Consider the following 24,941-nt stretch of genomic DNA (forward strand, 5'->3'; position numbering starts at 1 on the left):
AAGCATTACCATTCGCGCACTATTTCCCTGCCAGACCATTTGGATACTCACCCCCATGCTTGTCCCGCGCCTGACGCCCATTTCCTTAGGGCTCTCTTTTTTGCTGTCTGTCGGTTTTGCCAATGCGACCACGGTATTGCCTGAAACCTCGATTAACGCCGAGGCTGACGAAGATGACCCACGCGTCAAGGAAACCAGCACCGCCACTCGCACCGCCACGTCCGTGCGCTACGTGCCCCAGGCCATCGATTCCGTGAAGACCGAAAGCCTGCGCTCCTACGGAACCAACGACCTGGGCCAGGCATTAAGCGGCATCCCTAACGTCAGCAGCGGCGCCGACACGCGCTTCGACAGTTTGCGCATACGCGGTTTTGACGCGAGCAACGATTTCTATCTGGACGGCATCCGCGACGACAGCCAGTACGTGCGCGACCTGCATAACATCGAGCGCATCGAAGTGCTCAAGGGCCCGGCTGCGGTGCTGTACGGGCGCGGAGGCCAGGGTGGGATCGTCAACCGCGTCAGCAAACTGCCTACCCAGGGGCAGAAATCCAGCATCGAAGCCCAAGGCGGCAGCAATGATTTGCGCAGCCTGTATGCCGACCTGAGCACCGATCCGACTGACACCATCAGCCTGCGCTTGAACATGGGCAACCAGGACAACAACAGCTTTCGCGATGGCGTCAGTGGCAACCGCCAGTTGTTCGCACCGTCGATGAGCTGGCAGCTCACCCCTGAGCTGAACTGGCTGGTGCAATACGAATACAGCCGCTACAACCGCACGCCGGACCGCGGCATCCCCGGGGTCAACGGGCGTCCGGCCGATGTGAGCCGCAGCACCACCTATTTTGATAGCGGCGATTACATCGACGATACATCCCAGTCCCTGCGTTCCAAGCTCGCCTATGAGCTCAACGCCAACTGGCAACTGCGCCACACCCTCGGCGTGTTCAAGCTCGACAGCGATTTCGACAACACCTACCAGACCGGCTACGACCCGAAAACCAACACCGTCAGCCGACAGCACTGGCAGCAGGACCTGACCACCCGCAATGTGTTCAACAACCTTGAGCTGGAAGGTGGTTTCGACACCTTCGGCCTGGAGCACCGCCTGCTCACCGGTATTGAGCTGGGCAGCCAGCGCCGCGATCCGAAGCTGTACTCCGCTACCGCCGTCAATCGAGGCGGCCAGGCCGTGCCGAGCCTGAACCTCAACCAGCCCAATCGCCACCTGAGCCACACCGGGCGCATGAGCGTTTCGAGCAACAACCACACCGAAGTCGAAAGTCGCGCCCTGTACGTTCAGGACCAACTGCGTCTGAATGACCAGTGGCAGCTCCTGGGCGGGCTGCGTTACGACCGCTTTGAAGTGGACACCACCAGCAAGTTGCTCAACACCCAGCAAAACGTGAAGAGCCACAGCACCAGCCCACGCGTCGGCCTGGTGTGGACGCCGCTGGAGCACCATTCGTTCTATGCCTCGTGGAGCAAGACCTTCACACCCGCAGGCGGCGGTCTGATCGGTATCACGCCGAATGCGGCAGGCGGCGCCAATGACCTGAGCCCCGAGCTGACCAAGCAAAAAGAAATCGGCGTGAAAAGCGACTGGCTCGACGACCGCCTGAGCACCACCCTGGCCGTGTACGAACTGGAACTCTACAACCGCCGCACCAGCGACCCGCTGGACCGCACCATTACCCTGCTCACAGGCTTGCAACGCTCACGCGGCGTGGAGCTGACCGCCACCGGCAAGATCGTCGACAATTGGTACGTACGCGGCGGCGTGGGGCTGCAGGACGCCAAGGTGGAGAAGGACAACAACGGCTTTGAAGGCAAACGGATCAGCGATGTAGCCAAGCGTAATGCCAGCCTGTTCATCACCTGGAAGCCCGAAATGGGTTGGTACGCGGAAACCGGCTTGACCCTGGTGGGTGATCGTTACGCCGACAACCTCAACACTGTGGTGCTGCCGGGTTATGGGCGCTGGGATGCACTGGCCGGGTTTCGTCAGAAGGAATGGGACGTCAGGGCGGCACTGAACAATATCGCCGACAAGAACTACTATGCCTCGGCGACCAGCGCGGCGCAGATTCAACCGGGAGAGCCGCGTAGCCTGGTCGTCACCGGTACCTACAGTTTCTAAGGCCGAATAAATGAAACCTGTGGGAGGGGCTTGCTCCCTCCCACATAAGGTCTCAGCGCGCCTTAGAGTTACACATCAGGTCACACAGCTCGCGCACTTCATCCTCCGTGAACAACCCCGCCGGGTAGCGTTCACGCATCACGCTGCGCCAGTCAGGCGCTTGCCTGATCTGTCTCGAGCCGTTTGCCTTCAACCAGAGCGCCAGCGCATGGATCGCGTCGCCGTTAACCCGCGTCGGGTGGAACGGGCGCGTGTAGATAGGGTTGATATCGGCATTCATTTCAGCGCTCTCTCCTGCTGCGTGAGCGGCTAACTTACTCAAGGTTTGTGACAGAACTGTGCAGTCATCACCCTGGGCCACTGTTACAACAGCGATACAAGAGCTATGCCAATTCCCAGTGTTCATTGGCATTCGGGTATAAAAAAGCCCGCAACCTGGTTGGGCCGCGGGCTTGCCGGGCACACTGCAATCGCACCGTGCCCGCTTGCCATCAAGGCGTTGTTACAACTGCACTCAATTTCTCTGCGGGGCCGGCTGTTGTTGAGTCAGGCAATGAATATTGCCACCGCCCAGTAACAGTTCGCGCCCCGGCACCATCACCACCTCGTGCTGGGGGAACAGGTTCTGCAGGATCTGCTTGGCCTGGCTGTCCAGCGGGTCGTCGAAACTCGGCGCGATGATGCCGCCGTTGACGATCAGGAAGTTGACGTAGGAACCGGCCAACCGCACGGTCGGGTTACGTTCCTGGCTGCCGTCCACCGGGTCGACACCGGCGCACTCCTCCTCAGTGGCGTATAGCGGCCCCGGGATCGGCATTTTATGCACGATGAACGAGCGGCCTTGGGCATCGGTGCTGTTTTGCAGTACATCCATTGCCGCATGGCAGCGTGCGTAGTTCGGATCTTGTGGGTCATCGGTCCAGGCCAGCAACACTTCACCCGGGCGCACGTAGCAACAGAAGTTATCCACATGGCCGTCGGTTTCATCGTTGAACAGGCCGTCCGGCAACCAGATGATCTTATCCACCGCCAGGTGATCGCTGAGCACCGCTTCGATCGCTGCTCGATCAAGGTGCGGGTTGCGATTGCGGTTCAACAGGCATTCTTCGGTGGTGATAAGGGTGCCTTCGCCGTCCACATGGATCGAACCGCCTTCGAGCACCAAGCCTTCAGTACGGTAGCGCGGCGCACGTTCGATCTCGAGGATCTTGCCACCCACCTGGGAATCACGGTTCCACGGCGAATAAAGGCCGCCGTCGAAACCACCCCAGGCGTTGAAATCCCAGTTCACACCCCGTACTTCGCCACTGTCGTTGATCACGAATGTCGGGCCGGTATCCCGCACCCAGGCATCGTCACTGGACATCTCCACCAAGCGGATATTGGGCACATCCAGGCGCGCACGGGCGTTCTCGTACTGGCCGGCGGAAACTGCAACGGTCACCGGTTCAAAGCGGGCAATGGCCTTGGCCACGGCCACATGGGCTGCCTGCGCGGGCTTGCCGCCCAGGCGCCAGTTGTCAGGGCGCTCAGGCCAGATCATCCAGGTTTGGGTCTGTGGCGCCCATTCGGCAGGCATGTGGAAGCCATCGGCGCGAGGGGTGCTGTGCAGGGTGGTCATGGCGATCAGGGCTCCGAATGGGGTGAAGTTCGACTTTATAACGGATAAAAATCGGCTTTAAAAGCGGTTAATCTGGATTAACATTCATAAATACATGAAGTAGTCGATAACTATCGAAAAGCGATTGTGGCGTGGTCATCACGGCAGATTTACAGAACAAAGCCGCCATGCGTGCTGTCCATAGTGCCGCTTGAACAGGCACGATGGGTCAACAGGGGCAACAACATTGTGACGGCGTTTGTTTTTTCAGACGTCTATATCGCCATTGTTCAGGGGCTTTAATCAACCCCTTATGCTCGCGGCGCTTGCGCCGGCCCGATTCACAACTCAAGCTATGCTTCTTTCGCCCAATGTCCGTCTAAGGAAAAGGCCCTCGACATGCGCATTCTCATCACCGGCGGCGCCGGATTTATTGGCTCGGCCCTGATCCGGCACTTGATTCAACACACTGAGCATGAAGTGCTCAACCTGGACAAGCTGACTTACGCCGGCAACCTCGAGTCGCTGGCCAGTATCGCGTCCAACAGCCGCTATGAGTTCGTCCAGGCCGATATCATCGACCAGGCCACCGTGAGCGCCATACTTGCGCGCTTCCAGCCTGACGCCATCATGCATTTGGCGGCTGAATCCCACGTCGACCGTTCCATTGACGGCCCGTCGGATTTTATCCAGACCAATATCGTTGGCACCTATAGCCTGTTGGAGGCCACCCGGGCCTACTGGCAGAAGCTGGCAGAACCGGCGAAGAGCGCGTTTCGTTTCCACCACATCTCCACTGACGAGGTCTACGGCGACCTGCACGGCGTGGACGATCTCTTCACCGAGACCACGCCTTACGCCCCCAGCTCGCCGTATTCCGCGAGCAAGGCGGCCTCAGACCACCTGGTACGCGCCTGGCAGCGCACCTATGGCCTGCCGGTGCTGCTGACCAACTGCTCGAACAACTACGGGCCGTTCCACTTCCCCGAAAAGTTGATCCCACTGGTAATCCTCAACGCCCTCGCGGGCAAGCCGCTGCCGGTGTATGGCGATGGCTTGCAGGTGCGTGACTGGCTGTTCGTCGAGGACCATGCCCGCGCGCTGCTTAAAGTGGTAACCACTGGGGTTGTGGGCGAGACCTACAACATCGGCGGCCATAACGAACAGAAGAACATCGACGTGGTACGTGGCATCTGCGCCCTGTTGGAAGAGCTGGCGCCACAACGCCCAGCCGGCGTGGAGAAATTCACCGACCTGATCACCTTCGTCAAGGATCGCCCGGGCCACGACCAACGCTACGCCATCGATGCCAGCAAGATCGAGCGTGAACTGGGCTGGGTTCCGGAAGAAACCTTTGAGACCGGCCTGCGCAAGACCGTGCAGTGGTACCTCGATAACCTGGAATGGTGCCGCAGGGTCCAGGATGGCAGTTATCAAGGTGAACGATTGGGCAACACTGACGCAAAGGATTTGATCGCATGATGAAGGGCATTGTATTGGCCGGCGGTTCCGGCACCCGTTTGCACCCCATTACCCTGGGCGTGTCCAAGCAGCTGTTGCCGGTGTATGACAAGCCAATGATCTACTACCCGATCTCAGTGCTGATGCTGGCGGGGATCAAGGACATCCTGGTGATCTCTACCCCGGTGGATCTGCCGCAGTACCGTAACCTGCTGGGCGACGGCAGCCAGTTCGGTGTGCGCTTCAGCTATGCGGAGCAGCCTTCGCCGGATGGCCTGGCCCAGGCGTTTATCATCGGTGAAGAATTCATTGGTAATGATCCTGTGTGCTTGATCCTGGGGGATAACATCTTCCATGGTCAGCATTTCAGCGATCAATTGCGCGGCGCAGCCGGACGCCCTTCGGGCGCTACCGTCTTCGGTTACTGGGTCAAAGACCCAGAGCGTTTCGGTGTAATCGACTTCGACCAAGAAGGCCGTGCCCTGTCCATCGAAGAAAAACCGTTGAAGCCAAAGTCCCACTACGCCGTGACTGGCCTGTATTTCTACGACAACGACGTGATCAAGATCGCCAAGGCGGTCAAGCCATCGCCACGCGGCGAGCTGGAAATCACTGACATCAACAATGCCTACCTCCAGCGCGGTGATCTGCACGTAGAGCGATTCGGCCGCGGGTTCGCCTGGCTGGATACCGGCACCCACGACAGTCTGTTGGAAGCCTCTACCTACGTACAGACCATCGAACACCGCCAAGGCTTGAAAGTAGCCTGCCTGGAAGAGATCGCCTACGAGAACGGCTGGATCGACCGTGACTATCTGCTGGAGCGCGCCAAATACTTCGGCAAAACCGGCTATGGCCAGTACTTGTACATGCTCGCCGGGAACACTAAATGAATGTAACCGCCACTGAGTTGCCCGGTGTATTGATCATCCAACCCGAGGTTTTTGGCGATGAGCGCGGCTTTTTCTATGAGAGTTTCAATGCTCGTGAGTTTGAAAAAGCCAGCGGGCTGCAACTGCAATTTGTGCAGGACAACCACTCACGCTCGCAAAAGGGCGTGCTCAGGGGCCTGCACTATCAGGTAGAACACGCCCAGGGAAAACTGGTGCGTGTGACGGCTGGCGAAGTCCTGGACGTGGCGGTGGATATCCGCCGCAGCTCCCCGCACTTCGGCAAATGGACCAGCGTGCGACTGTCTGCCGAAAATAATCGCCAGTTGTGGATCCCACCGGGTTTTGCCCACGGTTTCGTGGTGCTGAGCGATTACGCCGAATTCCTCTACAAGACCACGGATTACTACACGCCCTCTGCGGAGCGTTGCATTCGTTGGAACGACGCGGATCTCAACATCGATTGGCAGCTCAACGGCACGCCGACGCTGTCCGCCAAGGATCAAAACGGTGCAAACCTGAAAGACGCGGACTTATTCCTGTGACGGCTTCCCTGAAAATCCTCATCACCGGCCAACACGGCCAAGTCTCCCAAGAGCTGCAACAGCGGCTCCAGGGCCTGGGCGAGCTCATCGTCCTGGGCCGCGACCAGCTTGACCTGGCCAACGCCGACCTGATCCGCCAACAGGTACGCGCCCATCGCCCCGGCCTGATCATCAACGCGGCCGCCCACACCGCCGTCGATCTGGCCGAGAGCGAACCGGACGCAGCCTTTGCCATCAACGCTGTCGCCCCCGGCATCCTCGCCGAGGAAGCCAAGGCATTGGGCATCCCGCTGATCCACTACTCGACCGACTACGTGTTCGACGGCAGCAAACCTGCCCCGTACACCGAAAACGACACGCCAAACCCATTGGGTGTCTACGGCCAGAGCAAGCTGGCAGGCGAGCAGGCGATTGCTGCCGTGGGTGGCCAATACCTGATTCTGCGCACCAGCTGGGTGTATTCCAGCCACGGCAAGAACTTCCTGCTGACCATGCAACGCCTGCTGCAGGAAAAACCGCAGATGCGCATCGTGGCCGACCAGATCGGCGCGCCGACCTGGGCCGGAACCATCGCCAACAGCACCCGTGTGCTGATTGAGCAGTGGCAAGCCGGCAAGGCCGGGGAATGGGGTATCTACCACCTCACCGCCCAAGGCGAAACCTCGTGGTTCGGCTTCGCCGAGGCCATTGGCGCGCAGCTGCGGGCCGACGGGAAAGCCTGCGCCGAACTGGAGCCGATCCCTTCCAGCGCCTACCCGACGCCCGCCAAGCGCCCGCTGAACTCGCGCCTGGACTGCAAGCGGCTGCAGCAGCAATGGCAGGTCAGCCAGCCGCAGTGGCAGGACGCATTGCAAGAGTGTCTTGCACAGCAGCACTAGGCATAATGCGCCTGTACCCACAGGCGCGATCCCCATGACTCCACCCCTTGCGCGACGACCCCGCTGGCGCAGCCTTGCCCTGCTGGCATTATGCCTGGCACCGCTGTTGTGGCCACTGGAGCACCTGGCCGAGCGCTATTACCGCAGCGAACTGGCCGGGCAGAATCGTCAGACCCTCGACCTCTACGTCGCCAACCTGCTGGGCACCCTGCACCGCTACGAAGTGCTGCCGCAGATCCTCGGCGACCTGCCGGCCCTGCGCACCGCGCTGGACGCGCCCCAGGTCAGCACCAACCTGGTCAACGCCAACCTGCTGCTCAAGGACGTCGCCGCCCAGGCCGGGGTGGAAGTGATGTATTTGATGGACACCACCGGCAAGACCCTGGCCGCGTCCAACTGGGACAAACAAGACAGTTTTGTCGGGCGCAATTTTTCCTTTCGCCCCTATTTCAGCGAGGCCATGGCCGGGCGCCTGGGGCGATTTTTCGGCCTGGGCACCACCTCGGCCAAACGCGGCTACTTTTTTGCCGCAGCGGTACGTGATGGCGACACGATCATCGGTGTGCTGGTGGTGAAGGTCGACCTGGACCACACCGAAAGCCTGTGGGGTAATACCCCGGAACAATTGCTGGTCACCGACCACAACGGCGTGGTGATCCTCACCTCACGCCCGCAATGGCGGTTCCGCGCCACGCGGCCACTGACCACCGAAGAACGCCAGGCCATCATTGCCATCCAGCCCTACCCGACCCGCGACCCGCAACCGCTGAGCCTGAGCAGCAGCGCCTGGCTGCGCCAATCCACGGCCATCGCCGAGACCGGCTGGAACGTGGAAATCCTCGCACCACGCTCGCTGATCAACCGCCCGGTGCGCACAGTGATGGCCGTCGGCGGTGCCACACTGTTGGTGCTGATGCTGTTGCTGGGCTTGATCATGCAGCGCCGCCGGCATTACCTGGAACGCATCGCCTTCGAAGCCAAGGCTCGCCGCGAGTTGGAAATGCGCGTGGCCGAGCGTACCAGCGACCTGGAGGGCCTGAACCGGCGCCTGAAACAGGAAGTGCTCGAGCGTGAGCACGCCCAGCAGGAACTGGTGCGCGCCCAGGATGACCTGGTGCAGGCCGGCAAACTTTCGGCACTGGGGACCATGTCAGCGAGCATCAGCCATGAACTGAATCAACCGCTGGCAGCGATTCGCAGCTATGCCGAAAACGCCGAAATCCTGCTCGACCACGAGCGCACCAACGATGCCCGCGGCAACCTCAAGCTGATCAGCGAATTGACCGGGCGCATGGCCTCGATCATCGCCCACCTGCGCGCCTTCGCCCGTCGCGACCGCCATGCACCGGAGAGCGTGGCCCTGCAACCGGCGCTGGACGACGCCCTGGCGTTGCTGGCCAAACGGCGGCGCTCGATGGAAGTGGAGCTGATCCGCGACCTGCCGGAGGCAACCCTGTGGGTGCAGGCCGGTGAAACCCGCCTGCGCCAAGTGCTGGGCAACCTGTTGGCCAATGCCCTCGACGCCCTCACCGAAAAAGGCCCGCCGCGCAAACTCTGGCTGAGTGCCGAAACCACTGCGCAGGGCGTCAACCTGTACATTCGCGACAATGGCCCGGGCTTTTGCATGGAAGCCCTGGGCCGCGCCAGCGAGCCGTTCTACACCACCAAGACGCGCACCCAGGGCCTGGGCTTGGGCCTGGCGATCTGCGACACCCTGATGCGTGCCTTTGGCGGCGAACTGCTGTTCGCCAACCACAAGGAAGGCGGCGCGCTGTTAACCTTGAAATTGCGTGCCGGCTCGCCGGGCGTCAGTCTGCAACCGTCCGAGGACCGCAGTGTATGAGTATCGATAACCAGATTCAGGTGGTGTTGATCGACGACGATCCCCACCTGCGTCAGGCCTTGTGCCAGACCCTGGACCTGGCCGGGCTGAAAGTCCTGCCCCTGGGCGAAGCCAGCGGCCTCACCGCACGCTTGTCGCGGGACTGGCCGGGGGTGGTAGTCAGCGATATCCGCATGCCCGGCATGGATGGCCTGGAACTGCTGGCCGAACTGCACGGTCAGGACCCGGACCTGCCGGTGCTGCTGATCACCGGCCATGGCGACGTGCCGCTGGCGGTGCAAGCCATGCGGGCCGGCGCTTATGACTTCCTGGAAAAACCCTTCGCCAGCGACGCCCTGCTCGACAGCGTGCGCCGCGCCCTGGCCCTGCGCCGCCTGGTGCTGGACAACCGCAGCCTGCGCCTGGCCCTCAGTGATCGCCAGCAACTGAGCACACGCCTGGTGGGGCATTCGCCGCAAATGTTGCGCCTGCGCGAGCAAATTGGGGCGCTGGCCGCGACCAAGGCCGATGTGCTGATCCTGGGCGAAACCGGGGCGGGGAAAGAAGTCGTCGCCCGTGCGCTGCATGACCTGTCGAACCGCCGCAGCGGCCCGTTTGTGGCGATCAACGCCGGGGCGCTGGCCGAGTCGGTGGTGGAAAGCGAACTGTTCGGCCATGAGCCGGGGGCGTTTACCGGTGCGCAGAAACGTCGCATCGGCAAGTTTGAATTCGCCAATGGCGGCACGCTGTTCCTCGATGAAATCGAAAGCATGAGCCTGGATGTACAGGTCAAGTTGCTGCGCCTGTTGCAGGAGCGCGTGGTGGAGCGACTGGGGGGCAATCAGCTGATCCCGCTGGATATCCGCATTATCGCCGCTACCAAGGAAGACCTGCGCCAGGCAGCCGACCAGGGCCGCTTCCGAGCCGACTTGTATTACCGCCTGAATGTCGCGCCGCTGCGCATTCCGCCTTTGCGCGAGCGTGGCGAAGATGCGCTGATGTTGTTCCAGCACTTCGCCGACGAGGCCAGCAGCCGTCATGGCCTGCCCCTGCATGAGCTGCAACCGGGCCAGCGCGCGCTATTGCTGCGCCACAGCTGGCCGGGCAATGTGCGCGAACTGCAAAACGCTGCGGAGCGTTTCGCCCTGGGCCTGGAGTTGGCGCTGGACAACACCCAGGACAACCCGGCAGCCGGCGTGCTGACCTCCACCCCTGGCGGCCTGAGCGAGCAGGTCGAGCAGTTCGAGAAGAGCCTGATCGCCGCCGAACTGACCCGCCCCCACAGTTCCCTGCGCAGCCTCGCAGAAGCCCTGGGCGTGCCACGCAAGACGTTGCACGACAAACTGCGCAAGCACGGCCTGAACTTCGCCGACAGCGCCAACCACGGCGCTGACGACGAGTGACAACCGCAACCTGCCAAGAGGCCTACATGAGTCGCGACAGCCGTTATCTGGAATCCATTTTGCACCACGATATCCCCCTCACCCGGGAGATGGGTCTGAAGGTGCTCGACTGGCAGGACGACCAACTGCATCTGCATTTACCTTTGCAAGCCAACATCAACCATAAGAGCACCATGTTCGGCGGCAGCCTTTATTGCGGCGCCGTGCTCGCGGGTTGGGGTTGGCTGCACCTGAAATTGCGCGAAGAAGGGATTGAAGACGGGCATATCGTGATTCAGGAAGGGCAGATCAGTTATCCGTTGCCGGTGACGCAGGATGCGACAGCCATTTGCGCAGCGCCGGAAGAGAAGGTGTGGAAGCGTTTTTTGGCGACGTACAAGCGTCATGGGCGGGCGCGGTTGGCGCTGGAGACATGGATTGTGAATGCAGGTAGCGTAGAGAGGGCAGTTACCTTTACCGGCCAGTACGTCCTGCACCGCTAAAAAGTGTGGGAGGGGGCTTGCTCCCGATAGCGGTGTATCAGCCAAGTATCTAGTGACTGAATCATCGCCATCGGGAGCAAGCCCCCTCCCACACTTTGCCCTGTTGTGATCTTAAGATCTGGCCAGGGTCAATAGGCGTTCGCGCCATGCAGCCTTCGCGGGCAGCGCCAAAAAGAATGGGTTTAACAACGATTCCCGTGCCGGGTAGCTGAACGGTTGCCCATTCAACTCCAACACCTCGCCCCCTGCCCCTTCCAGCACCCCCTGGGCCGCCGCAGTATCCCACTGTGACGTCGGCGCCAGGCGTGGATAGCAATCGGCGCTGCCTTCGGCCAACAGGCAGAACTTCAACGAGCTGCCGATATTCGCCAGTTTCAGCTCGCCCAAACCTTCGCTCAAACCATCCAGCAGGCGCTCTTGCTCGGCGCTGGTATGGCGACGGCTGGCCACCACGGTAAACGCTTCGCCCGCAGCCGGGGTCTGGCGTACTTGAATCTGCTTGGGCGCGGCATTTACATCCGAACGCCAAGCCCCAAGGCCCGCGCCGCCGAAATAGCAACGGCCAGTGGTAGGCATTGATACCACGCCGAATACCACGCGACCCTGTTCGATCAGGGCAATATTGACGGTGAACTCTTCGCTGCCAGAAATGAATTCCTTGGTGCCATCCAGCGGATCCACCAACCACCAACGCTGCCAGCCGGCTCGCACGCTTTGATCGATATTGGCATCCTCTTCGGACAGTACCGGAATGCTTGGATCCAGAGCAGTAAGGCCAGCGAGAATCAGATGATGGGCGGCCAGATCGGCAGCCGTTACCGGCGAATCATCCGCTTTTGAAGTCACGGCGACATCGGCGCGCCAGTACGGCAGGATGGCTTCACCGGCCTGACGCGCCAGTTCAATGACAGGGGCGATAAATGGGTGGCCTAAAAACAGTTCGCTCATGCGTTGAACGCTCCACGCTGGATCAACAGGTCTCTTACCAAGTAAAGCGCGGCCAGGGCGCGGCCTTCGCTGAATTGCTCGTTTTGCGCAAGCGCCGACAACTCACGCAGGTTGACCCGCTCCACGCGCATCGGTTCAGGCTCATCGCCTTCAAGGCGTTCTTCGTACAGATCGGTGGCCAGCACCACCTGGATTTTCTGGCTCATATAACCAGGCGACAACGACAGTTCGGTGATGTGTTCCAACTGCCGTGCGCCGTAGCCGGCTTCTTCCTTGAGTTCGCGATCCGCCGCCGCCAGCACATCCTCGCCCGGCTCGATCAAACCTTTGGGCAAGGACAACTCATACTCGTCAGTGCCACCGCAGTACTCTTCCACCAGCAGCGCATGGTCCTCGTCGATCATCGCCACGATCATCACCGCCCCGTAGCCCGTGCCGCGCCCCACCAGACGCTCGTAGGTCCGTTCAACGCCATTGGAAAAGCGCAATTGCACTTCCTCCACGCGGAACAAACGGCTACTGGCGACTATTTCGCGGGCGAGGACGGTGGGCTTCTGGCGCATAAGCGGCTCCTTGGCGTGATCGGGTTACTATACCGTGGCTTTTCCGATTGTCTGTGTCGGATATCTTTACTTACATGAGAACGCACCATGCCCTCTTTGCCCTGGCACGCCATCGACACCGTCCTGCTGGACATGGACGGCACTTTGCTCGACCTGCATTACGACAACCACTTTTGGATGGAGCACCTGCCCCAGCGTTACGCCGAACTGCACGGCGTGAGCCGCGCCATGGCCGAGATGGAGTTGCAGCCGCTGTTCGAGCGTAACGCCGGACAGTTGCAATGGTACTGCCTGGATTTCTGGAGCACTGAGCTGGCGATCCCGGTGCGCGAACTCAAGCTGGAAACCGCCCACCTGATCGCCCTGCGCCCGGATGCCGATACGTTCCTGGCGGCGATCAAGCAGGCCGGCAAGCGCGTGATCCTGATCACCAATGCTCATCGTGATTCGCTGTCATTGAAGTTGGAACGCATTGAACTGGCGCCGTATTTCGAGCGGTTGATCAGCTCCCATGACTACGGTTTCCCCAAGGAAAACCCGCAATTCTGGGCAGCCTTGCAAGCCGACATCCGTTTCGATCCGGCCCGTAGCCTCTTTATCGATGACACCTTGCCGATCCTGCGCAGCGCCCGCGATTTCGGCGTGGGGCATCTGCTGGCGGTGAAAGAGCCCGATAGCAAGAAAGGGCCAAAGGACACGGCAGAGTTTGCAGCAGTAGAAGGTTACCGCGATCTCATTGCCGGACTCTAAACCCATGTGGGAGGGGGCTTGCTCCCGATAGCAGTGTTCAGTCACCTGATACTTGGCTGACACACCGCTATCGGGAGCAAGCCCCCTCCTACATTTTGTCCTGCGTATTATTCAGGGATACGCAGTGTCTGGCCTGGGTAGATCTTGTCCGGGTGCGACAACAGTGGTTTGTTGGCCTCGAAGATCTTGTTGTACTGGTTGGCGTTACCGTACACCGCCAGGGAAATCGCGCTGAGGGTGTCGCCCTTTTTCACCACGACGAAACGAGCAGCGGCAACCGCAGGGCCCGATACAGTGATCTGATCATCCACGCTCGCCACACCAGCAATGTTGCCCAACGCCAACAGAATCTTCTCTTTCTCTTCCTGCGTGGCAACTTCACCAGTTACCGTGACCTTGTCGCCATCCACCGTGGTCTGCACGTTTGGATTACCCAGGCCCACCTTGCTCACATGCTCCTTCAACTGCTCGCTCGCATTCGCATTACCCGGCGTCAACAGGTCGACAATCTTTTCGCCGGCTTCTTTGATAAAACTGAAAATACTCATGGTGCGCTCTCCTTGGGATTTAATTTCCAGATGCCCAAGACTAGACCAGTCCTACAGACTTGGGTTCCAGACCGACCAAAGACTCAAAAGTGCTGAAATCATCCGCCCTTGGAATAAGCCCGCAGTGAAGCGGCAAATCAGCCGTGATCGACGCCATCTATCAACAGATCAATACTGGCAATTAGACGCGACCCTTTGTCGCGCCTAGTCTAAACACTGATCAATCCGCCGGTGGTACTGCCCCATGAACGCCAAGCGCCCAAACTGCGCGGCGCCCGCACTCGAAACGACCGCGCCCGTCGCCAGCCAGAGTTATCAATACTGCAATCTTGGACACACTGAAGTCGCCAGTACTGCGCTGGCCGAAGAGGTGGCGTTGGCGATTGCCTATAACGATATCAGCCAGGCGGTGATGCTGGTGACGCCCACAGACCTGGAAGACTTCATTGTCGGCTTCAGCCTCGGCAGCGGCATTATCACCGACGTCAGCGACATCTATGATCTGAAAATCAGCGGCTCCGGCTCTGCCCAATATGCTCAGGTGCAGATTTCCAGCCGTGCATTCTGGAACCTCAAGCAGCAGCGCCGCCAATTGGCGGGCACCAGCGGTTGCGGCCTGTGCGGAGTAGAAGCGGTTGAACAGGCACTGCCAGACCTGCAAGTGCTGCCCGGCGCGCCCTTGCCGCCCACCGAATGGCTCGATGGCCTGCGCCAGCGCATCAGTGCATTCCAGCCACTGGGCCAGTACAGCGGCGCAGTGCATGCGGCGGTGTTCATGAACAATCAGGGCGAATTGCTGCTGGGTCGCGAGGACATCGGCCGGCATAACGCCCTGGATAAATTGATCGGCGCCTTGATCCGCGCAAATATCCCGACCAACGGCGGTCTGGCGATTGTCACCAGTCGCTGCAGCCTCGAATTGATCCAGAAAGTCCTGCGCGCGGGCATCCAGACCCTGGTCAGCCTGTCGTCACCCACCGGCCTGGCCTTGCAATGGGCGCGTCGGCACAACCTCAATCTCATCCACTTGCCACAGAAAAGCGCGCCACGGGTCTATAGCCCAGCGATGGAGCAGCAGCCATGAGCCTTCACCACCAAGCCGACCAGACCCCAACCCCACGCTACAAGCCCTATAAAGGCCCGGCCGGCGGCTGGGGCGCACTGATCAGCGTGGCGCAAGCCTGGTTGACCAGCGACAATGCGCTGAAAAACATCCGCATGATGCTCAAGACCAACCAGAACGGCGGTTTCGATTGCCCGGGCTGCGCCTGGGGCGACTCGCCGGAAAGCGGCATGGTCAAGTTCTGCGAAAACGGCGCAAAGGCGGTCAACTGGGAAGCCACCAAGCGCCGCGTCGATGCGGCGTTCTTCGCCAAGCACAGCGTCACCGCATTGCTGGAGCAAAGCGATTACTGGCTGGAATACCAGGGCCGCCTGACCGAGCCGATGCGCTACGACACCGCGACCGACCGCTACATGCCCATCAGTTGGGAAGCGGCCTTCGACCTGATCGGCAAGCACCTCAACGCACTGCCCAGCCCGAACATGGCCGAGTTCTATACTTCGGGCCGTGCCAGCAACGAAGCCGCCTACCTGTACCAGTTGTTTGTACGCGCCTACGGCACCAACAATTTCCCGGACTGCTCGAACATGTGCCACGAAGCCAGCGGTGTAGCCCTGGCCCAGAGTGTGGGCGTGGGCAAAGGCACCGTGACCTTTGACGACTTCGAACATGCCGACGCTATTTTCGTCTGGGGCCAGAACCCCGGCACCAACCACCCGCGCATGCTTGAACCGCTACGCGAAGCGGTGAAACGCGGCGCCCAGGTGGTGTGTATCAACCCACTGAAAGAGCGCGGTCTGGAACGCTTCCAGCATCCGCAACATCCGCTGGAAATGCTCACCAACGGTGACAAGCCAACCAATACCGCCTACTTCCGCCCCGCGTTGGGCGGCGACATGGCCATCCTGCGTGGCATGGCCAAGTTTCTGCTGCTGTGGGAACGCCAGGCCCTGGCCGAAGGCACGGAAGCGGTGTTCGACCATGATTTCCTCAACGAGCACACCACCAATGTACTGGAGTACCTGGGCCAGATTGACGACACCTCATGGGAAGAAATCGTCGAGCAATCCGGCCTGACGCTGGTTGAGATCGAGCAAGCGGCGCGCATGTACGCAAAAGGCAAGAACGTGATCATGTGCTGGGCGATGGGTATCACCCAGCACCGCCATTCGGTACCGACCATCCAGGAAATCGCCAACCTGATGCTGTTGCGCGGCAATATCGGCCGCCCAGGCGCTGGCCTGTGCCCTGTGCGGGGCCATAGCAACGTGCAGGGCGATCGCACCATGGGCATCAACGAACGTCCACCGGTAGCCTTCCTTGACGCGCTGGAGCGTCGCTTCCAGTTCCAGGTGCCACGCGACAGCGGCCACAACGTGGTGGAAGCGATTCACGCCATGCTCGAAGGCCGCTCCAAAGTGTTTATCGGCCTGGGCGGCAACTTTGCCCAAGCCACGCCAGACAGCCTGCGCACCTTCGAAGCATTGCGCAATTGCGACCTGACCGTACAGATCAGTACCAAGCTCAACCGCAGCCACCTGATGCACGGTAAAGACGCGCTGATCCTGCCGTGCCTGGGACGTACCGATATCGACATCCAGGCCGACGGCCCGCAAGCGGTGACGGTGGAGGACTCGTTCAGCATGGTCCATGGCTCCAACGGCCAACTGCAACCGCTGTCGGCGCAGATGAAGTCCGAACCGGCGATCCTGGCCGGGATTGCCGCCGCCACCCTGGGCAGCAAACCGGTTGACTGGAACTGGCTGGTGGCCGATTACGGGCGCATTCGCGACCTGATTGCCGACACCATCCCGGGCTTCAAGGATTTCAACGAGCGCATCAAGCACCCAGGGGGGTTCTACCTTGGCAACTCGGCCGGTGCACGCCGCTGGAACACACCATCGGGCCGCGCCAACTTCCGCCCGAACATCCTGCCCAAGGACCTGATCCACGAACGCACCCATGCCACGGGCCGGGTGCCGGACCTGATCATGCAGTCGATGCGCTCCCACGATCAGTACAACACCACCATCTATGGCCTGGACGACCGTTACCGCGGGGTCAAGGGCCAGCGTGACGTGCTGTTCGTCAATGAAGCCGACATCATCCGCCTGGGCTTCAAGCCAGGGCAGAAGGCTGACATCGTTTCGTTGTGGGAGGATGGCCGTGAGCGCCGTGTGAAGGGCTTTACCTTGCTGGCGTTTGATATTCCGGCGGGGCAGGCAGCGGCGTACTATCCGGAGGTGAATCCACTGGTGCCGCTGGAAAGCACTGGCGAGGGTAGCCACACGCCGACGTCGAAGTTCGTCGCGATCCGTCTAGAAGCCGCAAGTGACAGCGGGCTGATCATGGCACGCTCGGCCTGACTTGATCCGAACTATTCGTTGCTTGAACCACCGCTGTCGCAGGCAAGCCCCCCTCCCACACTTGGAATGCATTTCAAATATGGAAGGGGGACTTGAGGCCAGCGCAGTCACGACAGATTCTGCGGGCACAAAAAAGGCCGCTTTTGCATAAAAGCGGCCGTCCCGAAGTAACTAAAGACCTGTAAAAACAACTTAAGTTCCCGATAAAAAACAGTAACTTAGCAAATTGTATACAACCTCTGCCGCCGGTCGGATTTCGATTGTCAGCGTCTCGATACAACCTCAGGATCGCGCCGTCATCCCCTTGAGGTTTCCCTGAATGAAGTTCTCCTCGATTCTCTTGTTGTCCCTTGGCCTGGTCAGTGGCGCAGCCATGGCCGGTGGCACCACCGAAGCCGGTGTAGGCGGCGCATTGGGCGGGGTTCTAGGTTCTGTTGTCGGCCAGCAGCTGGGCGGCAACACCGGCTCGACCATTGGCGCAGCCCTGGGCGGCGCGGGCGGCAGTGCAGTCGGTGCCGATAAGCGTAGCCGAGGCGAAGCCGCCATTGGCGGCGCATTGGGCGCAGCCGGTGGCAACGTCGTGGGCCGCAGTGTCGGCGGCAGCACCGGCGCACTGATCGGCTCAGCGGCCGGCGGTGGCGCAGGTGGCGCATTGGGCAACTACATGGGTAACGACAGTGATCGTGACGACCGCCGTTATCGCGATCGCGACCGTGACGACCGTCGTTACTACCGCGATGGCCACCCAGGCCGCGGCCATGCCTACGGGCATCGCAAGAACAAGCATCACTACCGTCATCGGTAAGCTCTGAAGAGCACCGCAGTACTAATGTGGGAGGAGCAAGCCCCCTCCCACATCGGGTGCCGCAAGGTCAAACCACCAGTCGCTGCAACGCCTCGCGCAAGATCCCCGGTATCGGCACGGGCTGGTTCGACGCCCGATCCACAAACACATGCACAAAGCGCCCCGCCGCACAGGCCTCTTCTTCGCCGGCCTTGAACACCGCCAGCTCATACTGCACCGAACTATTACCCAGCTTGCCCACTCGCATGCCGATTTCAATGCGCTCGGGAAATGCAATCGACGCAAAATAATCGCACGCCGAACTCACCACGAACCCCACCACCTCACCGTCGTGAATATCCAACCCGCCCTGTTCGATCAGGTAGGTATTCACCGCCGTATCGAAAAAGCTGTAGTAGGTGACGTTGTTCACATGCCCATAGGCATCGTTGTCATGCCAGCGCGTGGTGATTGGCTGGAAGTAGCGGTAATCGGCGCGCAGGGGCGTTGAGTCAGGCATCGGCAAGTCTCGTCAGAGTAGGTCTAATTGAGCGTGGGCCCAGTCGCGCACTTCGGCGTAGGGGTAGTCCTCCAGCGCGGCAAAACCGGGAATGCCCCGCGCCTTCAACTTGGTAAACAACGGCACGCTGATACCACCGAGAAATCGCGTCAGCCGCTCGGCACCGGGTAGCTCGCCAGTGTGCTCATGATGCCTGTGGATAAAACCACCGCACAGCCCCATAAAACTTTTATCCACAAGAGGCGGCAGGCTTGGCGGAGGCGGCAGATACGCGACATGGCCGTGGCACACCGAACAATGCCCACAACGCTGGGGAGCGTTTTCATCACCGAAGTACTGCGCCAGGCGTTGCCCCAGGCAGTATTCGGTGGCGAACAGGTCGAGCATGGCGTGAATCCGCGCCACCTCCGTCACTTCATGCTGCTTGAAGCCTGTGTATAACTCGGCGCTCAACACCACCGGATCGAAATCGGTGTCGAGCAAACTGTAGACCTCGGTCATCTGCTTGCTTTCCAGCTCGATCAGGCCCTGTTCCTGGAAGTAATCCAGCGCCTTCACCACCCGACTGCGCTCGGCATTGTGCTGTTGATACAGCGCGTCGAAATCCACCGTTGCCCAGGTTTTCGCACGCTTGCACACCTGGATGATCGCCGCGACAAACTGCTGCCGCTCGCCGGAAAAACGTGCGAGCAAAGCGTCGGGCTCGACCAGGTACTTGAAACGGTATTCGGCATAAAACGCGTAGCGCGGCGCGATCACGCCCTTGAGTTCCAACTGCACCAGCAACGTCTTGAGTGGCAGCTCGCGGATATTGCTGTGGTCGGACAGCGACCTGAGCAGGAACTCCCACTGTCCTTCGCCGCGTGCGGCCTGCAAGTCATTGAGCACACGGCCAATGCCCTCTTGCTCCGGCGTGTCGCCATACACAAAGTTCTCCAGCACATTGAGGCTGTCGCGATTGGCCAACACCAGGCAATCCGATGGTTGCCCGTCGCGCCCTGCACGGCCGATTTCCTGGCTGTAGTTCTCGATGGACTTTGGCAGGTCGAAGTGCACCACATTGCGGATATCGCTTTTATCGATGCCCATGCCGAACGCGATGGTTGCGACGATGCAATTGGAACGCCCACCCATGAAACGCTGCTGGATGCCCTCGCGTTTATCGTGGGGCAGCCCCGCGTGGTAAGCCTCGGCCTGAATGCCGTGGCGGTTCAGATGCTCGGCAATCTGCTCGGCGGTTTTTTGCAAAGTGACATAGACGATGCTCGGTTGGTTGGCCCGCTCCTGCATCCATTCAACCAACCTGCGGCGCTTGTGCTGACCGCTGACCGGCTCCACCAGCAGGTTGAGGTTGGGCCGATAGAAGCCGGTGGTCACCACATCCCCGGGGGCAATCGCGAACTTGGCCTGCATGTCGGCGATTACCTTGGGCGTCGCCGTGGCCGTCAGCAGCAACGCTTGTGGGATATTGAACTGGCGCTGGTAGTCCGGCAGCTTCAAATAGTCCGGGCGGAAGTTGTGGCCCCACTCGGAGATACAGTGCGCTTCATCCACCACCAGCAGCGAAATCTGCACGCTGTGCAGGAAGTTACGAAAGCGCTCGTTCTTCAAGCGCTCCACGGAAATCATCAGGATTTTCAGCTCGCCCGAACGCGCACGAGCCATGACATCATTGGCGTCATCGCGGCTCTGGGCCGAATCGATACTGCCTGCCGAAATGCCATGGCGCTGCAGAAACCCCAATTGATCCTGCATCAACGCCAGTAAAGGCGACACCACCAGCGTCAGGTGCGGCAGCAACACCGCCGACAGCTGGTAGCACAAAGATTTACCCGACCCCGTAGGGAAAATTGCTGCTGCCGAACGCCCGGCCAGGACGGCGCTGACCGTCTCTTCCTGGCCCAGGCGAAACTGTGGATAACCAAAGACCTGCTGGAGGGTGTCGTGCATAAGGCTGTCACTCCATTGACCGCTGAACGTGGCTTAAAAACGTAGCCCAGTAAGTTCGGCGAATCGAGAAAGGTCGCAAGGAAATAAGAGACAGGATGATACACAGGCAGGGGATGGCCCAGGGCCGACGGGGAATATTGCGAAAACTCACATTGAATTAAGATCTTCGGCGGGATTTTGATACAGGTTACGACTTGGTTTTTATACTGCCTTCCCCCTGAAGCATTGCGCTACAATCACAGCCTTGCTACCCAGGAGTACGCTGCAATGAGCGAACTGACGTTTGAGCAAAAGCAGGATCACTATCACAAGATCCGCCGTTCCAATTACCTGGCCAGCCTGCGCCTGGAAGGGTTCGATACCCAACCGACCGATGTCGACAAGCCCCTGCCGACCCGCGAAGCCGTCCTGGCCAAATACCGCAATACCTCACGCTGATGCTCGACAAATACGGGGTGGGCCAGGACCCGTACTGCTACCCCGGTAGCAGCGTCCTGCGCAACCGCCTCGATTTGCTCGATGAAATACGCCTGCATCAGGCCGAGCGAGAGTTATCCGAAATTTCAGTAGGCAATCTTCCGCTGTTTCCGCCGCCCTACGACCTAGAACGTCTGCAACACATTCACCGCATTCTGTTCGACGACATTTATGACTGGGCTGGCGAACTGCGCAGCGTCAACATCCAGAAAGGTGACACGCTGTTCTGCACGCCGGAGCGTATCCCGCCGGAAGCTGCAAAAATCATTCAACGCATGCTGGAAGCCAATTGGTATGTCGGCGCATCCCAGGCCGATCTCGTCCACCAAATCGCTGAAGCTTATGGCGATCTGAATGTCATCCATCCCTTCCGCGAAGGCAATGGACGGGCACAGCGGATCCTGTTTGAACAGATCATCGTGAATGCGGGGTTTTCGGTGAACTGGTGGTTGGTGAAACACGCAGCATGGATACCGGCGAATATTGATGCGGTGGCGTGTGATTATCGGGGATTGGAGGCGATTTTTGAGCGGTGTATCAGTAAGCCTCCCAGTACCTGATCGAACCGCGAACGATTAAACTATCTGTTTATTGCTCGAGAACAACCTCACTTCTAAGCCACTGACCACCTGAACGCGACAGCCCCCTCACCCACTCCTACGCACCCCACCATGAACCTGGCCCCCAACTTCCCCGAAGACCCTGTCATGCAGCAACTGCTGCAATTGCTGCATGAAGAAATCGGTCTGCCGAAACACAAGACCATTAGCCTACAAACCTCGCTCAACTTCGACCTTGCTTGCGATGGCGTTGAGGCCAAGCAATTCATGGATGCGCTGGAACAGGATTTCGGGGTCGACCTAAGCGACTACGACGCTTATCGTTACTTTCAGCCGCCGGTGTTCGACGTATTCTTGAAGCGACGCGCCAAGGGCCGTGGCGACAAAGTCCCGCTGACCATCGGTATGCTCTACCTGGCGATCAAGACCCACAGGTGGGACACGCAGACCTTGGAAAACCTGAGCTGATCCCAAGAGCACTGAGATACCAATGAGGGAGGGGGCTTGCTCCCGATGGCGGTGAATCAGTCAGCTTATCTATAGCTGACCCACCGCTATCGGGAGCAAGCCCCCTCCCATATTGGTTCTGCGTTAATCTGGTGAGCGGTATGCATAACAAGGATTTTACATGGACGTATTAATGGGCCTGCTGGCCGCCCTGCTCTGGGGTGGCACGGACTTTCTCGTGGGCCTCAATGCCCGCGCCGTTGGCGTTAAGCGCGCGGTATATTTCGGCCAAGCCCTCGGCTTTCTGATTATGACGTTGCTGCTGGTCATATTCCCGACCTACCTTTTCAAATCCCTCGATGCGCCGTTAAGCGTCTGGCTCCTGGGCATCGCTGCCGCCCTGCTGACCGTTTCCGGTGCCCTCGCACTGTCCAAGGCGTTCGCCTTGGGCAAAGCCGCCATCGTCGCGCCATTGGTCACTTCTTATGGTGTAGTGACCACCCTGCTGTCCTGGGCCAGCGGTGAACACATCAGCCTGATACAACTGGGCTGCATCGCCCTGTGCGTGCTTGGGGTGGTCCTGTCCAGCATCCACAAGGACAACGGCACGCCCCACAACAACCCGCGCCTGTCCATCGCCTACGCCATGCTCGCAGCAACGCTGTACGGCACCAGTTTCTGGCTGCAAGGTCGCTACACACTGCCGGCGCTGGGGCCGATAACGATGTTGTGGTTGGGGTACCTGGTGGGCCTGTGCGTGCTGATGGTGATGGTGCTGAAGATCAAGGACGGCCTGAAGATCCCACCACTGAAAAACTGCGCGACGTTGACCGGCGCCAGCCTGATGAACCTCGGCGGGTTCTCGGCGTTTTCGTGGGGCGCGATGGCAGGGTCGGTATCGGTGGTCACGGTGATCAGTACACTGTCAGGCGGTATTGCGGCGATCCTGGGCTTTGTATTTTTCAAGGAGCGCTTGTCAGCGGTACAGGTGCTCGGGGTTGTGCTGGTGCTGGTCGGCGCGGTGGTGCTGCACATCGCCCATTAACCCTGCGCGTACAAAAAAGCCGCCTACAGGAGGCGGCTTTTTCACAACAGCTAAGTCTTACAACTTAGGACCCGCAGCCTTGATCGCATCGCTCACTTCAAACTTCTTGAAGTTCTCGATGAACAGGCCCGCCAGCGCTTTCGCAGCTTCGTCGTAGGCGGCTTTGTCAGCCCAGGTGTTACGTGGGTTCAGCAGGCCGGTCTCAACGCCCGGTACGGCCAATGGCACGTCGAGGTTGATGGTGTCGAGGTGTTCGGTTTGCGCACCGATCAACGCGCCGCTCTGGATCGCGGCGATCACGCCGCGAGTAGTCGGGATGTTGAAGCGCTTGCCAACGCCGTAGCCGCCGCCGGTCCAGCCGGTGTTGACCAGGTAGACCTTGGAGCCGAAACCACGGATACGCTTGATCAAAAGCTCTGCGTATTCGCCAGCCGGGCGTGGGAAGAACGGCGCGCCGAAGCAGGTGGAGAAGGTCGACTTGATACCGCTGCCGGAACCCATTTCAGTCGAGCCCACCAGTGCGGTGTAGCCGGACAGGAAGTGGTAGGCCGCTTGTTCTTCGCTGAGGATCGACACTGGCGGCAGTACGCCGGTCAGGTCGCAGGTCAGGAAGATCACTGCGTTTGGCTCGCCGCCCAGGTTCTTCTCGGAACGCTTGGCAACGTGCTCCAGCGGGTAGGCGGCACGGCTGTTCTGGGTCAGGCTGACGTCCGCGTAGTCGGCGTGCTTGGCATCGTCGATCACCACGTTTTCCAGCACGGCACCGTGCTTGATGGCTTTCCAGATAACCGGCTCGTTCTTTTCCGACAGGTCGATGCACTTGGCATAGCAACCGCCTTCGATGTTGAACACCACGCCTTCGCCCCAACCGTGTTCGTCGTCACCGATCAGGTAACGGCTTTCGTCGGCGGACAGGGTGGTCTTGCCGGTGCCGGACAGGCCGAAGAACAGGGTCACGTCGCCTGCTTCGCCAATGTTGGCGGCGCAGTGCATCGGCAATACGTCGGAGGCCGGCAGCAGGAAGTTCTGCACCGAGAACATGGCCTTTTTCATTTCACCGGCGTAACGCATGCCGGCGATCAGCACTTTTTTCTGGGCGAAGTTGAGGATCACGCAACCGTCGGAGTTGGTGCCGTCACGCTCTGGCACGCACTCGAAGTTGGCCACGTTGAGCACTTGCCACTCTTCACGACCGGCCGGGTTGTACTGGGCCGGGTTGATGAACAGGCAACGACCGAACAGGTTCTGCCAGGCAGTCTGGGTGGTCATTTTCACGGCCAGGTAGTGGTCTTCGGAAGCACCTACATGCACGTGGGACACAAAATGCTCTTGCGCGTTGTTGAACGCCTCGACGCGAGCCCAGAGGGCATCGAACTTGTCGGCCGGGAACTTGCGGTTGATCGGGCCCCAGGCAATGGCGTCCTGGGTGGAAGGCTCTTCAACGATGAAACGGTCAACCGGCGAACGCCCGGTACGATGACCGGTTTCTACGACCAGTGCGCCAGTATCGGCAAGCACGCCTTCACCGCGCTGCAGGGCTTCTTTGACCAGATCGTCAACACTCAGATCGGTGTATACGGCGTTATTGGCTTGCGTCATGAGGTTCCCCGTCGGCCTATGGCCGAGTGCTCCAAACGTTTTGTAGTAGAAAGTTGCGCACTACTACCGCGAAAAAAGTGGGCCGGATTATGCCAGA

General features: G+C 60.0%; 24 protein-coding genes. 16 read left to right on the top strand and 8 right to left on the bottom strand.

Annotated elements, in window-relative coordinates; genetic code table 11:
- Window positions 1–55: 55 nt before the first annotated feature.
- On the top strand, window positions 56–2,143 hold the full coding sequence (locus tag ASD70_RS19495) for a TonB-dependent receptor (protein WP_056847200.1): 2,088 nt from the start codon (window positions 56–58) through the stop codon (window positions 2,141–2,143).
- A 52-nt stretch (window positions 2,144–2,195) separates the two neighbouring features.
- Here ASD70_RS19495 and ASD70_RS19500 read toward each other — a convergent pair whose 3' ends face one another.
- Together ASD70_RS19500 and aguA are read right to left on the bottom strand one after the other, a co-directional pair.
- Window positions 2,196–2,423 carry a hypothetical protein gene (locus ASD70_RS19500; protein WP_046070446.1) on the bottom strand — a complete coding sequence of 76 codons (228 nt, stop codon included), beginning with the start codon at window positions 2,421–2,423 and terminating at the stop codon, window positions 2,196–2,198.
- A 234-nt stretch (window positions 2,424–2,657) separates the two neighbouring features.
- The gene (gene aguA, locus ASD70_RS19505) at window positions 2,658–3,764 is read right to left on the bottom strand and encodes an agmatine deiminase (RefSeq protein WP_056847201.1); all 1,107 of its coding nucleotides are present in this window, start codon (window positions 3,762–3,764) and stop codon (window positions 2,658–2,660) included.
- A gap of 378 nt (window positions 3,765–4,142) precedes the next feature.
- Here aguA and rfbB point away from each other — a divergent pair, with 378 nt between their 5' ends.
- From rfbB to ASD70_RS19540, 7 genes are read left to right on the top strand one after another with little or no spacing between them, the layout of a single operon-like run.
- Window positions 4,143–5,225, top strand: coding sequence for a dTDP-glucose 4,6-dehydratase (gene rfbB, locus ASD70_RS19510; RefSeq protein ID WP_056847202.1), 1,083 nt, complete (start codon window positions 4,143–4,145; stop codon window positions 5,223–5,225).
- Window positions 5,222–6,097 carry a glucose-1-phosphate thymidylyltransferase RfbA gene (gene rfbA / locus ASD70_RS19515; protein ID WP_046070443.1) on the top strand — a complete coding sequence of 292 codons (876 nt, stop codon included), beginning with the start codon at window positions 5,222–5,224 and terminating at the stop codon, window positions 6,095–6,097. The genes rfbB and rfbA overlap by 4 nt, the downstream gene beginning before the upstream one ends.
- Window positions 6,094–6,639, top strand: a complete 546-nt coding sequence (gene rfbC, locus ASD70_RS19520; RefSeq protein WP_056847203.1) for a dTDP-4-dehydrorhamnose 3,5-epimerase — start codon at window positions 6,094–6,096, stop codon at window positions 6,637–6,639. Before rfbA ends, rfbC begins: the two co-directional genes overlap by 4 nt.
- Window positions 6,636–7,517 carry a dTDP-4-dehydrorhamnose reductase gene (rfbD, locus tag ASD70_RS19525; RefSeq protein ID WP_056847204.1) on the top strand — a complete coding sequence of 294 codons (882 nt, stop codon included), beginning with the start codon at window positions 6,636–6,638 and terminating at the stop codon, window positions 7,515–7,517. The genes rfbC and rfbD overlap by 4 nt, the downstream gene beginning before the upstream one ends.
- Window positions 7,518–7,551: 34 nt before the next feature.
- Complete coding sequence (locus tag ASD70_RS19530; protein ID WP_046070440.1) at window positions 7,552–9,360, top strand: sensor histidine kinase; 1,809 nt, start codon at window positions 7,552–7,554, stop codon at window positions 9,358–9,360.
- On the top strand, window positions 9,357–10,742 hold the full coding sequence (locus tag ASD70_RS19535) for a sigma-54-dependent transcriptional regulator (RefSeq protein ID WP_046070439.1): 1,386 nt from the start codon (window positions 9,357–9,359) through the stop codon (window positions 10,740–10,742). Before ASD70_RS19530 ends, ASD70_RS19535 begins: the two co-directional genes overlap by 4 nt.
- Window positions 10,743–10,768: 26 nt before the next feature.
- Window positions 10,769–11,224 carry a thioesterase domain-containing protein gene (locus tag ASD70_RS19540; protein WP_056847205.1) on the top strand — a complete coding sequence of 152 codons (456 nt, stop codon included), beginning with the start codon at window positions 10,769–10,771 and terminating at the stop codon, window positions 11,222–11,224.
- A gap of 111 nt (window positions 11,225–11,335) precedes the next feature.
- Here the strand turns inward: ASD70_RS19540 and cysQ are convergent, their stop codons facing one another.
- Both cysQ and nudE read right to left on the bottom strand, forming a co-directional pair.
- Window positions 11,336–12,172 (bottom strand): 3'(2'),5'-bisphosphate nucleotidase CysQ, encoded by an 837-nt coding sequence (cysQ, locus tag ASD70_RS19545; RefSeq protein ID WP_046070437.1) that lies wholly within the window; start codon window positions 12,170–12,172, stop codon window positions 11,336–11,338.
- Window positions 12,169–12,735: an ADP compounds hydrolase NudE gene (nudE, locus tag ASD70_RS19550; protein ID WP_046070436.1), complete on the bottom strand. Its 567-nt coding sequence runs from the start codon at window positions 12,733–12,735 to the stop codon at window positions 12,169–12,171. Before nudE ends, cysQ begins: the two co-directional genes overlap by 4 nt.
- Before the next feature lie 87 nt (window positions 12,736–12,822).
- On the opposite strand from nudE, the gene yrfG reads away from it, so the two are divergent.
- Window positions 12,823–13,485, top strand: coding sequence for a GMP/IMP nucleotidase (gene yrfG / locus ASD70_RS19555; RefSeq protein WP_046070435.1), 663 nt, complete (start codon window positions 12,823–12,825; stop codon window positions 13,483–13,485).
- A 107-nt stretch (window positions 13,486–13,592) separates the two neighbouring features.
- Here yrfG and lysM read toward each other — a convergent pair whose 3' ends face one another.
- The gene (gene lysM, locus ASD70_RS19560; protein ID WP_043047371.1) at window positions 13,593–14,033 is read right to left on the bottom strand and encodes a peptidoglycan-binding protein LysM; all 441 of its coding nucleotides are present in this window, start codon (window positions 14,031–14,033) and stop codon (window positions 13,593–13,595) included.
- A gap of 244 nt (window positions 14,034–14,277) precedes the next feature.
- Between lysM and fdhD the strand changes: the two genes are divergently transcribed.
- The 3 genes from fdhD (at window position 14,278) to ASD70_RS19575 (ending at window position 18,267) form a co-directional block, all read left to right on the top strand.
- Window positions 14,278–15,117: a formate dehydrogenase accessory sulfurtransferase FdhD gene (gene fdhD, locus ASD70_RS19565; protein ID WP_046070433.1), complete on the top strand. Its 840-nt coding sequence runs from the start codon at window positions 14,278–14,280 to the stop codon at window positions 15,115–15,117.
- Complete coding sequence (locus ASD70_RS19570) at window positions 15,114–17,462, top strand: FdhF/YdeP family oxidoreductase (RefSeq protein ID WP_046070432.1); 2,349 nt, start codon at window positions 15,114–15,116, stop codon at window positions 17,460–17,462. The genes fdhD and ASD70_RS19570 overlap by 4 nt, the downstream gene beginning before the upstream one ends.
- 319 nt (window positions 17,463–17,781) lie before the next feature.
- Window positions 17,782–18,267 (top strand): glycine zipper domain-containing protein, encoded by a 486-nt coding sequence (locus tag ASD70_RS19575; RefSeq protein ID WP_046070431.1) that lies wholly within the window; start codon window positions 17,782–17,784, stop codon window positions 18,265–18,267.
- Window positions 18,268–18,334: 67 nt separating this feature from the next.
- On the opposite strand, the gene ASD70_RS19580 is transcribed toward ASD70_RS19575, so the two are convergent.
- Both ASD70_RS19580 and ASD70_RS19585 read right to left on the bottom strand, forming a co-directional pair.
- Complete coding sequence (locus ASD70_RS19580; protein ID WP_056847206.1) at window positions 18,335–18,766, bottom strand: acyl-CoA thioesterase; 432 nt, start codon at window positions 18,764–18,766, stop codon at window positions 18,335–18,337.
- 12 nt (window positions 18,767–18,778) lie between these two features.
- Window positions 18,779–20,716: a RecQ family ATP-dependent DNA helicase gene (locus tag ASD70_RS19585; RefSeq protein ID WP_056847207.1), complete on the bottom strand. Its 1,938-nt coding sequence runs from the start codon at window positions 20,714–20,716 to the stop codon at window positions 18,779–18,781.
- A 267-nt stretch (window positions 20,717–20,983) separates the two neighbouring features.
- Here ASD70_RS19585 and ASD70_RS28525 point away from each other — a divergent pair, with 267 nt between their 5' ends.
- The 4 genes from ASD70_RS28525 (at window position 20,984) to ASD70_RS19600 (ending at window position 23,245) form a co-directional block, all read left to right on the top strand.
- A complete protein-coding gene (locus tag ASD70_RS28525) occupies window positions 20,984–21,154 on the top strand; it encodes a YhfG family protein (protein ID WP_003187692.1) in 171 nt (56 codons plus the stop codon).
- Window positions 21,154–21,753, top strand: coding sequence for a putative adenosine monophosphate-protein transferase Fic (locus tag ASD70_RS19590; protein WP_056847208.1), 600 nt, complete (start codon window positions 21,154–21,156; stop codon window positions 21,751–21,753). The genes ASD70_RS28525 and ASD70_RS19590 overlap by 1 nt, the downstream gene beginning before the upstream one ends.
- A 111-nt stretch (window positions 21,754–21,864) precedes the next feature.
- On the top strand, window positions 21,865–22,221 hold the full coding sequence (locus ASD70_RS19595) for a DUF1493 family protein (RefSeq protein ID WP_056847209.1): 357 nt from the start codon (window positions 21,865–21,867) through the stop codon (window positions 22,219–22,221).
- A gap of 160 nt (window positions 22,222–22,381) precedes the next feature.
- Complete coding sequence (locus ASD70_RS19600) at window positions 22,382–23,245, top strand: DMT family transporter (RefSeq protein WP_236708724.1); 864 nt, start codon at window positions 22,382–22,384, stop codon at window positions 23,243–23,245.
- 57 nt (window positions 23,246–23,302) lie between these two features.
- Here the strand turns inward: ASD70_RS19600 and ASD70_RS19605 are convergent, their stop codons facing one another.
- Window positions 23,303–24,844 carry a phosphoenolpyruvate carboxykinase gene (locus ASD70_RS19605; RefSeq protein WP_043047381.1) on the bottom strand — a complete coding sequence of 514 codons (1,542 nt, stop codon included), beginning with the start codon at window positions 24,842–24,844 and terminating at the stop codon, window positions 23,303–23,305.
- Between the last annotated feature and the right edge of the window lie 97 nt (window positions 24,845–24,941).

This window comes from Pseudomonas sp. Root569 (assembly GCF_001427465.1).
In the GTDB taxonomy this organism is placed as follows: Bacteria; Pseudomonadota; Gammaproteobacteria; order Pseudomonadales; family Pseudomonadaceae; genus Aquipseudomonas; species Aquipseudomonas synxantha.